General features: G+C 50.6%; 12 protein-coding genes. 3 read left to right on the top strand and 9 right to left on the bottom strand.

Going from position 1 to position 11,630, the window contains the following annotated elements; all coding sequences use genetic code 11:
• Positions 1 to 353 precede the first annotated feature (353 nt).
• From Q0380_RS09745 to ilvC, 7 genes are all read right to left on the bottom strand, one after another.
• Entirely contained in the window at positions 354 to 1,040 is a 687-nt protein-coding gene (locus Q0380_RS09745; RefSeq protein ID WP_298963202.1) for a tetratricopeptide repeat protein, read from the bottom strand.
• A gap of 791 nt (positions 1,041 to 1,831) precedes the next feature.
• Positions 1,832 to 2,209: an EthD domain-containing protein gene (locus tag Q0380_RS09740; RefSeq protein ID WP_298963197.1), complete on the bottom strand. Its 378-nt coding sequence runs from the start codon at positions 2,207 to 2,209 to the stop codon at positions 1,832 to 1,834.
• A gap of 446 nt (positions 2,210 to 2,655) precedes the next feature.
• On the bottom strand, positions 2,656 to 3,048 hold the full coding sequence (ruvX, locus tag Q0380_RS09735) for a Holliday junction resolvase RuvX (RefSeq protein WP_298963194.1): 393 nt from the start codon (positions 3,046 to 3,048) through the stop codon (positions 2,656 to 2,658).
• Positions 3,049 to 3,236: 188 nt separating this feature from the next.
• Complete coding sequence (locus Q0380_RS09730) at positions 3,237 to 3,359, bottom strand: hypothetical protein (RefSeq protein WP_298963191.1); 123 nt, start codon at positions 3,357 to 3,359, stop codon at positions 3,237 to 3,239.
• A gap of 524 nt (positions 3,360 to 3,883) precedes the next feature.
• On the bottom strand, positions 3,884 to 4,672 hold the full coding sequence (locus Q0380_RS09725) for a DNA-processing protein DprA (protein ID WP_298963188.1): 789 nt from the start codon (positions 4,670 to 4,672) through the stop codon (positions 3,884 to 3,886).
• A complete protein-coding gene (locus Q0380_RS09720; RefSeq protein WP_298963185.1) occupies positions 4,656 to 5,843 on the bottom strand; it encodes a divergent polysaccharide deacetylase family protein in 1,188 nt (395 codons plus the stop codon). The genes Q0380_RS09725 and Q0380_RS09720 overlap by 17 nt, the downstream gene beginning before the upstream one ends.
• Before the next feature lie 13 nt (positions 5,844 to 5,856).
• Positions 5,857 to 6,879 carry a ketol-acid reductoisomerase gene (ilvC, locus tag Q0380_RS09715; RefSeq protein ID WP_298020666.1) on the bottom strand — a complete coding sequence of 341 codons (1,023 nt, stop codon included), beginning with the start codon at positions 6,877 to 6,879 and terminating at the stop codon, positions 5,857 to 5,859.
• Positions 6,880 to 7,017: 138 nt separating this feature from the next.
• Between ilvC and proC the strand changes: the two genes are divergently transcribed.
• Positions 7,018 to 7,974, top strand: coding sequence for a pyrroline-5-carboxylate reductase (gene proC, locus Q0380_RS09710; protein WP_298963182.1), 957 nt, complete (start codon positions 7,018 to 7,020; stop codon positions 7,972 to 7,974).
• Positions 7,975 to 8,245: 271 nt separating this feature from the next.
• Here the strand turns inward: proC and Q0380_RS09705 are convergent, their stop codons facing one another.
• Entirely contained in the window at positions 8,246 to 8,632 is a 387-nt protein-coding gene (locus Q0380_RS09705; protein ID WP_298963180.1) for a hypothetical protein, read from the bottom strand.
• Positions 8,633 to 8,714: 82 nt separating this feature from the next.
• Positions 8,715 to 9,353, bottom strand: a complete 639-nt coding sequence (locus tag Q0380_RS09700) for a hypothetical protein (protein ID WP_298963178.1) — start codon at positions 9,351 to 9,353, stop codon at positions 8,715 to 8,717.
• 257 nt (positions 9,354 to 9,610) lie between these two features.
• On the opposite strand from Q0380_RS09700, the gene Q0380_RS09695 reads away from it, so the two are divergent.
• Together Q0380_RS09695 and Q0380_RS09690 are read left to right on the top strand one after the other, a co-directional pair.
• A complete protein-coding gene (locus tag Q0380_RS09695; RefSeq protein WP_298963175.1) occupies positions 9,611 to 10,330 on the top strand; it encodes a DUF1963 domain-containing protein in 720 nt (239 codons plus the stop codon).
• 327 nt (positions 10,331 to 10,657) lie between these two features.
• Positions 10,658 to 11,467 carry an SMI1/KNR4 family protein gene (locus tag Q0380_RS09690; RefSeq protein ID WP_298963172.1) on the top strand — a complete coding sequence of 270 codons (810 nt, stop codon included), beginning with the start codon at positions 10,658 to 10,660 and terminating at the stop codon, positions 11,465 to 11,467.
• Positions 11,468 to 11,630 lie beyond the last annotated feature (163 nt).

The raw sequence follows: 11,630 nt of genomic DNA, 5'->3' as shown, positions 1-11,630 counted from the left end.
TATTTTTGCCATATCAGCTGTGATTGCATAGCTACTCGCTAGTTTGCGCAATTTTTTCTCCTTCAACGATATATAATTTAGCACCATGATTATGATGAAATCCCTATATCGCGATGGGTAAGTCTATGATAAATTAAAATTCTGTCAATAAAATCCACAGCATAGATTAAATTTTAAACTTCCAAGATACTGAAATTTTAAAATCGCTATCTATCGCTATTATCGCAATATGCGGAATTTCAGCGATAAAATTTAGAAATAAAATTCCGCGGAATTCCATAAAATCCCATAAAGCTCCGCAAAATTTCTATACTAATTTCGATCTCGCCGTATTATCTAGCTAGCCCTGCCATCTATTTGGTCGCATTAGCCTCGCTTGCATTTATTTTATTCATCGCAGCTACCACGTTGCAGCTAAACTCCGCTCCCAGCTTGCAGGCTTTGTCGTAGTAGATCATCGCTTTATCCAGATCCGGCTCGCCAAATTCCTTCTTTGAATACGCTAGCCCAACCCTTTGGCATCCCTCTGCCAAAGCAGAATCGCAAGATTTTAGGAAAAACTTAAGAGCGCCCTGATAGTCTTTTTCTTCGTAGCTAGCGACCGCAGCGTTTAAGCAGCCCTCGCCTAGTCCCAAATCGCATGATTTAGCAAAAAAAGCGAACGTATTTTTCTTATCCGCATTTTTATAAGAGATTATCGCGGCGTTGTAGCAAGCTTTGGCAGCTCCCAGCTCGCACGCTTTGGAATAAAACCGCGCGGACTTGCCCTTATCTTTCGTAGTTTTATATAAATTTTGCTCGTCGTAATATAAATCTCCCGCGATAGCACAGCTATTTTCCAGCCCCGCTTCGCAAGCTTTTTCAAACGGCTTTTTCGCTGCCTCATAATCGCGCTCCTCAAGCAAATATGCTCCGTAGTCTTCGCACGAATTAGCCCTACCGACGCCGCATCCGACAAACGAGACCCCCTGCGGGAAAAATATCTGCGCGAGCAAGTAGGCTGCTACGATTAGTGCAGCAATCGACGCTAAAATTTTCATTTTTACTCCTTTTAAATTTTAAAAATAATTATAGCAAAAAGCGAGGGATAAAATTTTAATTTTTGATAATAGCTGTGAAATCTCCGGCGAATTTTTGCAAAATTCCTATCAAAATCCCAAGCAAAATTTTAAATAAAATTTTAAACGGAACTTTGAGCGGAATTTTAAAAAGACAAATTAAAATTTTACTTGCAAGATTGTTTTTATGGCTGGCTATCTCACTTTTTTACTCGCACGTCTATATGACTGTCCACGGCTATAGTATTTATAATAGGACTAAAACGTATTTAATCCTTGAGGTCTTAAGCACCTGCAGCCTCTGCAATGGTGATTTATCAGAGCGACAATCTAATGCGTAAAATATTTTGTTGCATATCAAGCCCATGGTGAGCATCTTGCCGTGCCCTAGAAAACTTTTGAAAATTTCGCATTGCTGCTTAGAAATTTTAAAAAATTTTACGCTGCCAACCTTTAAATTTTATCTTAGAAATAGGCTTGCCTATGCCAAAATCGCAAGCATAATGCACCTTTAGGCGTTTTGGCTCAATACCCAGGATTCTTAGATCGCACCACTTAGATATGTGAGTCTTAAAATAATTAAGGCCGCGCAGTATCTGTATCGCGCATGTAAATTTCATCTATGTAGGCGCACCCACACATCATCCATGAACACTATATTTGCCGCGATTCCGCGCGATGTATGCCAAAAAAGCGTATCGGTCATGAGCGATAAATTTCCACTTTTCGCCGCTTACACGATCCATGAAATTTTATCCTCTCGGTCTTTAAATTTACGCTTCTTTAGAGTCGAACTCTATCACAGCCTCCTCCTCGCCGAACCACATCACGGAGTTTTTCATATCGCAAAACCTCGCCTCATCCGCCATTAGCTCCGCTAACACCGCTCGCGCTACCTCGCTGTTTCGTGCGTCCACAAACGCCTGCACGCTTTCATACCATAGCTCGCCCATCGCGTCGTAGCCAAACGCCGCCGTCTCACGCTTGGTGCTCTGACCCTCGGGAAAGACGGGAATAGTTTTTGCGTAACGGATAATATTTAGCTCTTTTTGATTAGCCAAAACCTTTTGCGAATGCGCCGCCCAGTGCGCCAAAAACTCCTGCTGCGTGATGTTCGGCGCCCTTTTTACTAACATCGTGATCTTAAACACAACCGCTCCCTAAATGAAATCTATCTCAAAATTTACACCCTGTTCTATGATGCATCCGCGTTTTTGCAATTTTGCTTAGCGTTCTTTGCGTCTAAATAGACCTTGAAAAAACTTAAAATAGCAGCCGTGCGCGCAAACACAAATCGCCAAAATGCATAAACCTCGCCGTTTAAAACTTAAATCGCTGTCAATCTCGCTTGGTTTGACTGTCTATGGAGTAATTTTACGGCTACCGCCAAAATAAATTCCGCAGGCTCTTTGCAGGCAAAGTAAAATTCTGCCAAACCTTAGTGGACGATAAAATTTTACCGACTTTCGGCGCGCATAAATTCCGTCCGTTTAGGCGGGCAAGATAAAATTTTGCAAGCATTAAGTGGTCGGCAAAACAGATGAGTGGCAATTCTCTCTTGCGCCGCCGCGCGCAAATTACGTTGCCACGCACGCGCCTAGCCCTTGCTCGCCAAAAACCTCTGCAAAATTATCGTCGCGGCGATGCTATCAAAGCGAGGATCCTTGCCGCCGCCCTTAGTGCCTTTGCTCGCAAGCTCCGCCGCTTCGGCGCTCGAAAAGCTCTCGTCTTGGAATTTTATCTCGCCGTCAAAATCCAGCAGCGAAGCGAAGTGGCGTATGCGCCTGCTCATCTCCTCCTCGCTCGCCCCGCCGCGCGGCACGCCCAGCACGAGCACGCTCGCGCCCTTTTCGCGCAGCAGCTCGCTTAGCTCGCGCGCGGCTTGGGTTCGGTTTTTGCGCAGGATCGGCTCGCACGGAAGCGGCGTCTTATCATCCGGTGCCGCCGCCACGCCGATACGTTTAAGCCCAAGATCGATCGCAACTATCAAATTTCATCCTTTACTAATATCAAATTTCGCAGAATTACGCCATTAAAATTCTATCGTGGAAATTTCGCGATCGAAATTTCATAGCTAAATTTCATCGCAGAATTCCACCGTGGAATTTTATGAAATTTCATACAAAATAGGCATAATAAATTTCACTCGCTCGTGGCGCCTGCGAGCCTATTAATTTATCATCCACAAGCTTCAAATTTTAAAATTTCGATCGCCGCGCCCGGCTCAGTACATCCGCACTGAGTCCACGCGAGTTGCACGTAAGCGACACCCAAACTCACGGCGGGCATAAATCCTGCCATGCAGGTGCCGGACGTGCAACCAACCCACTCCACGCAAAATCAAAATTTTAAAGCAAACCCACACTCACGCGACGGAGCAGATACAAGCCCCCCTACGTTTTATAACTCGTAAAATTTTACTGCTACGATCAAAATTTTTCCTTGCGGCAAATTTAGCCTACCACACTCGCGCTGAAATTCGTAGCCAAATTTACCCGCACAAATTTAGCACGATAGGCAAGCAAACGTTTAAACGCTATTTCAGAAAATTTCATGCATTTTAACACTTAAATTCTGCGCCGCAAAGTATTTATAAATCGCGAGAGGCATCCACAAACCGATCATTACCGCAAGCGGGGCGAGCGGAGCTGCACAAACAAACTGCGCCGATTTATTTTAAGCCAAGTGCTACTTGCGGAAGATAAAATTTTACCAAGCCGCCTTTTTCTAAATTTAAACTCCGGCCGCGCAGACTACGCGCCGTGCAAACAAGCCGTGCCGGCGGGCGGCACCCGATCAAACCGCGGCAAGTAAGCGCCTGCTGGCTACTTTGCCACGATCTTTGCGCCTAAAATTTCGATCCTGCCTTCAAGCTCATATTCGTAAATTTTATCTCCGAAGCGCTCGATCGCCGCTTGCAGATCGGAATTTAGCGCTAAAAATTCCATCACCTCATCCTGCGCGCGCTCAGTGTTTTGCGGCGTCTGCGGAGCTAAAGAGGCTACGAACTCGCCAAAATCCGCGATCAGTCGCGCCTGGGATTTTGCGAGCAGATCATTCGTGCCCGCGCTCTCGTCCATTCGGTGCGGCAGCACGTACACGGGCACGCCCATCTCGCGAGCCAGGCGCGCGCTTTGCAGCGAGCCGCTACGGGGCTCGGCTTGAGCGACGATGAGCGCTTCGGACAGCGCCACGACGATGCGGTTGCGCTGCAAAAACTGAAATCCGCGCGCGCTCACGCCGTCCTCATACTCGCTAAGCGCGAGGCTACGCTCGTAAATTTTGCCGATCATGGCGGCGTTTTGCGCGGGATAAATTTGATCAAGGCCGTTTCCAAAAACCGCGATCGTATTTGGAAACGCCCCTTCGTGCGCGGCTATGTCGCAGCCGATCGCCGCGCCGCTTACGACGCAAAAGTCCGCATCGCTCAAAGCGCGGGCGAGGCGCAGAATCAAATTTTTGCTATAAACGCTCATCTTGCGCGAGCCCACGATCGAGATGCGGCGCTTTTGCAGTAGCGCCGGCTCACCCCTAAAATACAGCCGCGCGGGCTCGCTCGCACCGAGCCTTTTTAAGCCCTGGATTTTAAAACCGAGCTCACTCGTAGTACTCATAAATTTCGTCCAAATAGACCAAATCGACCTCGCTTAGGATGTCGGCGCTGTTTGCAAGCGCGCGCAGAGTGGAGCTTTTGGGATGGCCGATAGCGATGGCGTAACCCTGTTTTTTAGCAAGCGTCACGGCTTCGCGCAGCTTTTTGCGCACCGCGGCGACGCTGTTTTGATTATCTAAAAACACATCGCGATGCACGTATCGCATGCCAAGCCCATTCATCGCCGCTTTGGCCTTGGTAGCGGGGCTAGTGCGCGAGTCGATAAATAAAAATCCATGCTCGTTCATCGCGCGCAGCAGGTTTTGCATCGCGCGCTCGTCGGAGGTAAATTTAGAACCGGTGTGGTTGTTTATAAATTTAGCGTTCGGAAAGTCCGCGCGTAGCTTCGCTATGACGCCTCGCAGCTTCTCGTAATTATCCGAAGCTCGCAGCGTCGCGGAATTATTTTTGGCAGAGCTTGCCTCCATCGGCAGGTGGATCGCGTAATGCTCAAAGCCGCGAGCGAGCGAGCGCGTGTCCTTGCGCTGATACTCGGGCGGGAAGATGGACGGCGTCACGCGCACGGGCAGAGCGGCGATCTTTTGCGCCTGCTCGTCGGTGCCTACGTCGTCGATAATGATCGCTAGCTTTGCGCGAGAGCCTGCAGGCAATGCTTTACGCGGCGATTTAGAAAGATCGTCCGCACCGCTAGAAGCAGGACTTTGCGCGGTAGAATTTATGGAATTTTCTGAAGCGGAATTTGCCGCGGTAAAATTTACGTCCGATCCGTCATTTGCCGAATTTACGGCGGAATTTACGGAAGCGATAGAATTTGCGGAATTTTGAGAATTGTCGTTTGTAGAATTTTGTTTTGCGGAATTTTGCGAGGCAGGCTCTACGGGAAGCTTCGGCGCGGTTATGTTTTGCTCGGCGATCTTATCAAGCTCCTTTTGAATCAGCGCTTCCTTCTCCGCAGCGCTTAAACGAGGCTTTTTACCGCGAGAATCGGAAGGGCTTTCGGAGGCTTGTTTGCGCGAGCTTTGCTGCAACGCGGCTTTATTGCCCGAAAATACGAGATCCAAAACCGCGTAGGTAACCGCACCGCTTAAAAAGCATAAGATTACGACAAAGGCGATCGCTATATAATTGATCGGGCGCTTTTTGCGACGCCCGCATGGATTTGTATTAGCCAAAGCTCATCCGAAATCAGTTTTTATCTTTGTTTATGAGCTTACCCTTGGCGATCCACGGCATCATCGCGCGAAGCTTCTCGCCGGTTTTGGTAAGCAAGCTATTTGCCGTGATGTTGCGCTCGGCGTTCATTCGCACGTAGCCAGCTTTGCGCTCGAGGATGAAATCTTTTGCAAATTTGCCGTTTTGGATCTCTTTTAGCACCTCTTTCATCGCCGCTTTGCTGCTTTCGTTTACGACGCGGTTGCCGCTTACGTAATCGCCGTATTCTGCGGTGTTTGAGATCGAGTAGCGCATATCAGCCATGCCGCCTTGATAGATGAGATCCACGATCAGCTTCATCTCGTGCTGGCACTCAAAATACGCCATCTCAGGCTCGTATCCCGCCTCAACGAGGGTCTCAAAGCCCGCGTTGATGAGCGCGCAAAGTCCGCCGCAAAGCACAGCCTGCTCGCCAAAAAGATCGGTCTCAGTCTCTGCTTTGAAGGTCGTTTCGATGATGCCGGTGCGGCCGCCGCCGATCGCGCTTGCATAGCTTAGAGCAAGCTCTTTGGCTCTGCCGCTTTCGTTTTGCGAAACGGCGATCAGCATCGGCACGCCGCCGCCGCTTACAAACTCGTTGCGGACGGTGTGACCCGGGGCTTTCGGAGCGATCATAATGCAATCGATGCCCTTTGGAGGGACGATCTGTCCGAAGTGGATATTAAAACCGTGCGCGAACGCAATCGCGTTGCCCTCGCTTAAGCTCGGCTCGATCTCGGCTTTAAAAATGTCGCTTTGAAACTCATCAGGCGTTAGGATCATCACAAGATCGGCTGCCTTCGTAGCCTCGCCGACGCTCATTACTTTAAAACCCTTCGCCTCAGCCTTGCTCCAGCTCGCGCCGCCCTTTTTCAGGCCCACGATGACCTCTACGCCGCTATCGCGCAAATTTTCGGCGTGAGCGTGTCCCTGCGAGCCGAAGCCGATCATAGCGACCTTTTTAGCCTTAATCAAACCCAAATCGCAATCTTTGTCGTAAAAAACATTTATTGCCATAACGCATCCTTTTTTAAAAAATTTAGGCGAGATTGTAGCTAAAATTTGCTTTTATGCAGATAAACCACGCGCAGCAAGGGCGGATAAAGAAATTTTGAGCTATCATTGAGGCATAATTTAGCTTTAAAAGGAGCAAAAATGAAAGTGGGATTTATCGGCGGCGGAAATATGGGTGAGGCGATGATCGCAGCACTTTGCGGAACCGGCGGACGAGATTGCGCGGCGAGTGGAGAAAATTTTGCAGAGGACAAAGAAAATTTCGCGCACGGCGGGCGGAATTTTATTTCCGATACTCAAAATTTTACAGCTTGCGGGCGGAATTCCGAGCCCGATATACAAAATTCCGCTAGCGACGGGCAAAATTCCGCCTGCGCGCAATCCGGCTCCGATACGAAGCTTCAAGTCCTAGCTTATGCCAGAAGCAAAAACGAAGTCTTGCGCAAGCGCTACGGCGTGCAGATTTTGCAGGACGAAACGCAGCTGGCGCACGAAGCGGATATGATCGTGCTCGCGACCAAGCCCGCCAGCTACGAGGAGATTTTGCACCTGATCGCGCCCGAGCTCGCGGGCAAAATCCTGCTTCTTTTAGCGCCGAATTTCAAGCTGGAGCGTGCCCAAAATATCGTAGGTGCGGACGTTTTCGTAGCCCGCGCGATGCCAAACGTCGCCGCAGGCATCGGCGCGTCGGCTACGGCGCTGTGCTACGGCGAGTATTTTGATGAGGCCAGTCGGGAGATCGTACGAGCACTAGCCGCCAAAATCGGTAAATTTTACGAGATAGACGAGGCTGGCTTTGCCGCATTTACTGGGATCGCAGGGAGTCTGCCTGCGTATGTGTGCGCCTTTATCGAGGCTGCGGCGGATGCGGGCGTGCGGGGCGGACTGCCGCGGGCGCTGTGCTACGACGCGGTAGCGATGGCGGTAGAGGGCGCGGCGCGTCTGCTGCAAAGCGGCAGGCGCCCATCGGAGCTCAAAGACGCCGTCTGCTCGCCTGCGGGCACGACGATAGAGGGGCTCGCGGCACTGGAGGCGGCTGGGTTTCGCGCAGCGGTGATGGCGGCGATCGAGGCGTGTATCGCCAAAGCTCGCAGCTAGGCTTTTGCTACACCTTGCCAGTTTCGGATTTCAAACTTAGCGCGTTTGCTGGCGCGCTAGTATCGAAATTCTGTGCGGGCGCGCTAGCTAAAATTTTGCCTTATCTTTAAATCGAATGAGTTCGCCATTTCTGCGATGGCGGAGTTTACGAGCCTTATGGTAAACGAGCCGGCAAGCTCGTATTGCATTTAAAATTTTAAAATTTAGAGATTTGTAAAAATTTTAGTTCAAAATTTCGCTCTTAAAATTCTAAATTTACAGGATTGTAAATTTAGCGCTCGCAGCAGGGTAAAAATTTTGATTTTAGCAGCGCGAGCCTACGTCCAAAACCATTAAAATCAAAATTTAGCGCAGCATAGGTAGATGCGCCCGCGACTGCGAACTTGTTAGATAAAAACTCACGCAGAACGCAAGCGCTAAATAGTGCGCCTTGCGCCGCAGTCTTATTAAGACACAAACGCAAACTGCAAAATTTCGCCGCTCGCGCAAACAGCAAATCAAAGTAAGCCGCGCCGAACCGTATTTTACTACCAGAGCGAGTCGCATCAAAACATATCGCCGCCCGCCGAGCAAGCTGCAAATCAAAACCACATTCCGCCGCCCAAGCAAGCCTTAAATTTAAACCGCGTTTCGCCGCCGAGCCGCAAACCAAATCCACGCACCAAATCCTACCGAGCTGCGCAATAAAATTTAACTTTCATACAGCCAAAATTTCGCACGCAAAACCGCGATAAGCAAGATCAGATAAATTCCTTCTCTAAAGGCTGCATCGCGTTGCCGTCTGCGTCGAAAAGCACCCGCCCGCAAACCTCGCAAACCTCGTCCCTAGGAGAGGGCTCGTCCGCATCCAGCTGCCACGCGGACATCTCGCCGCACTCGCAGTTTATGACGTAAAGGATCTGCCTTTTGCGGCGCTTGCCCCACGGCGCGATATCCCAAAATAGCTCCTCGCGCTTGCCTAGCTTTTTAAAATCTTTCTCGGCGTCCTTGTGCGCGACGAGCAGATAGTAGGCATCACTATGAAGATCCAAAGTAAAGAGCCTAAAATCGCTCTTCTTTAGCGCCTTTTGAAACTCGTTCATCAAAAATAGGCTCGCATCGCCGCGCTCGAAACCCTCTTTTTTCGCTTCTTTTTCGAGCCTTGCGTAAATTTTATCGCAGTCTAGTGACACGCCGCTTTGCAGCGCATCAAGCCTAGAGCTGATAAATTTGCCTACATCGCCCGTCTCGTCCTCGCCGACCCAGTCAAGCACCCGCACGAGCCCTTTTGCGATAAGCGTGTCCAAAAACTCGCCGTCACCAAGCTCGCCTATCTTTTCAAAACCCTCCGTTTCGCCCGCCGTCAAATGCTTTAAAACGCAGCACTGATCTTTCGTCATTTTCGCTCCTTTTGATTAAATTTACCGCCTACGTGGGTCTATTTAAATTTTACTCTCAAAAAGCTTTAAGCTTGCTTTTCGCAAGTTTGGCACCGAAAGTCCGGGCTCGCGACGCACGAGCACAAAATAGACGCGCGGGCGTGCGCAAAATACGTAAGCCATCGCAAACGGCAAGCGCAAATTTAGCTCGCGGCGGCGGGTAAAATTTACGCTATAATTTCACAAAAGCGCTAAAATTCCAACCGAAAAGGACGCAAATGCAAACGGATCTGCAAGAAAAGATCAAGGAGCTGCAGCGCAAGATCGCGCGCGAAATCACCTATTTTCAGACGGGCGGCGTGAGGCCGCGAGGCGCGATCGATGAGTGCTGGATCGGTCGCGTGCTCGCCTGCGCGGCGGATGAGGAGCTGCCTGTGGATCAAAACGGCGCGCCGATGCTCCCTCTGGCGCAGTTTTACCTGCCCGCGCTGCCCTACGTGCCGCAGGTCTTGGACGGCGTCAAGCTGCTTACGGTCTTTATCTCACAGGATCTCATCGGCAAATCCCCTGAGCAGATGGACGGCCTGTGGAAGGTCCGCGAGTATAAAAACGAGGAGGAGCTCGTCATAAAGGAGCTTGCAAATCCGCGCTCGCAGATAAAGCCCTTCCCTTTGCAGCCCAAATTTGCCGCGGACGATACGCCCGTTTGGGACGGCGGCGGGCTGGATGCAGACGCCATAGATGAAATTTTACGTCTTGAGGAGACGGAGGGGCTCGAGTATTACGACGACATCGCCTTGGAGTTTTACAACTGCACGAAATTCGGTGGCTACCCCTCCTTTTGCCAGTCGGGAGTGAGCTTCGGCGAGGGCTATCAGTTCGTTTTTCAGGTCTCTTCAGACGAAAAGGCGGGCTTTAACGTCATTGACGGCGGTAGCTTGATGTTTGCTAAAAACCCGCAAAGCGGCGCATGGAGCCTGTATTGTGATTTCGATTAGGCGCGCGAAAGGTAAATTTAGCTCGCTTGCAAAATTCCGCCGCTTCAGACGGACGCTCGGACCGAGTAATTTGCAATGAAATTTTATCGGTGCGCGGCTTTGAGCCCGCTCAGTGCGGATTAAATTTAAACGACGGCGCGCCTCAATTAGATTAAATTTAAGCCGCCTAAAGACGAGCCGTATAGTTGCAGGCGAGCCGAATACGACAAGCGGGCTGTAAAAATTCGGCGCTGCGAAATTTTAAAATTTTATAGCCTGAAATTTTGGCTTCAGCTTGGAATTTAAGGCGCGCTTGAAATTTTAACCCGTAAATTTAAAGGAGCGAAAATGAACGCAAACGAGCTTGCAAACATCTGGCGCAGGCCGATCTACCTGCCCTATCTGCAAGAACCGCTCACGCCCGAGGCGCTGAGGACCGCGGAAGAGGAGCTAGGACGCACCCTGCCGCGCGAGCTAGTCATGATGCTAAGCATCCAAAACGGCGGCTACCTGCGCTACGAGCTGGAGGGCTACCCGCTAGACGCCATCAGCGGCATCGGCGAGGCGTATCCGTCGCTTACGCGCTTTAACTGGGGCGAGGAGTGCGAGTGCGTGAGCTTCGAGCTTAACGGGCTGGTGCCATTCAGCGGCGACGGGCATTGGTATCTGTGCCTGGACTACCGCGCCAGCGAGGAGCCTGCGGTCGCCTACATCGACGTCGAGTGCGATGAGCAAAGCATCATAGCGCAGGACTTCGCTTCGTTTTTAGCGCTTTTGAAGCTTGATAGCGACGGCAAGATCGCGCTACAAACGGGGCTCGATCTGGACGGCACGAAGGCGCGGCTGGAGGGAATTTTGAGCGTGCGAGCTAAAGCCGCCGATCCGCAACTTTACGGCTTTAGCGTATATAATTTCGCTCGCGAGGGCGGCGTGCTGAGCCTTAGCCCGAACGAGGTTCGGCTCGGATTTGCCAGGCGGGGCGAGCGGCGATTTAAAGAGCTTAAAAACTTCAGCGAGCCCGTCCTGCGCTATGCTGAGCTGGACGCCGGCGCGATGATACTGGACGTTTTCAAAGAGGAGCTGATGGGTGAAATTTTGCGCGAGCTAAAGGACGCGGGCTTGTGCGCACAGAGCCTAAAAGACGTGGTCGGTGCGTAAGCTTTCGCGATTGGGAGTGTAGCTTTGTGACGGCTGCGGCGCACGCTCGTGCAACCAGCAATGCGGACTTGCGAGCGCAAATTTAGCTCGCCGCGGCAGGTAAAATTTCGCTATAATTTTGCCGTTTCAATAAGGAGAAAACGATGAGCGTAGAATTCCGCGT

This window comes from uncultured Campylobacter sp. (assembly GCF_937959485.1).
Taxonomy (GTDB): Bacteria; Campylobacterota; Campylobacteria; order Campylobacterales; family Campylobacteraceae; genus Campylobacter_B.
The sequence above is the reverse complement of the archived record's forward strand: the minus strand, read 5'-3'. Positions and strand labels throughout refer to the sequence as shown.

Excerpts from the sequence above, each read along its gene's own strand:
- Q0380_RS09745 (WP_298963202.1), bottom strand. The coding sequence starts at position 1,040 with ATGAAAATTTTAGCGTCGATTGCTGCACTAATCGTAGCAGCCTACTTG.
- Q0380_RS09730 (WP_298963191.1), bottom strand. The coding sequence starts at position 3,359 with ATGGCAGGATTTATGCCCGCCGTGAGTTTGGGTGTCGCTTACGTGCAA.
- Q0380_RS09725 (WP_298963188.1), bottom strand. The coding sequence starts at position 4,672 with ATGAGTACTACGAGTGAGCTCGGTTTTAAAATCCAGGGCTTAAAAAGG.
- ilvC (WP_298020666.1), bottom strand. The coding sequence starts at position 6,879 with ATGGCAATAAATGTTTTTTACGACAAAGATTGCGATTTGGGTTTGATT.
- proC (WP_298963182.1), top strand. The coding sequence starts at position 7,018 with ATGAAAGTGGGATTTATCGGCGGCGGAAATATGGGTGAGGCGATGATC.
- Q0380_RS09700 (WP_298963178.1), bottom strand. The coding sequence starts at position 9,353 with ATGACGAAAGATCAGTGCTGCGTTTTAAAGCATTTGACGGCGGGCGAA.
- Q0380_RS09695 (WP_298963175.1), top strand. The coding sequence starts at position 9,611 with ATGCAAACGGATCTGCAAGAAAAGATCAAGGAGCTGCAGCGCAAGATC.
- Q0380_RS09690 (WP_298963172.1), top strand. The coding sequence starts at position 10,658 with ATGAACGCAAACGAGCTTGCAAACATCTGGCGCAGGCCGATCTACCTG.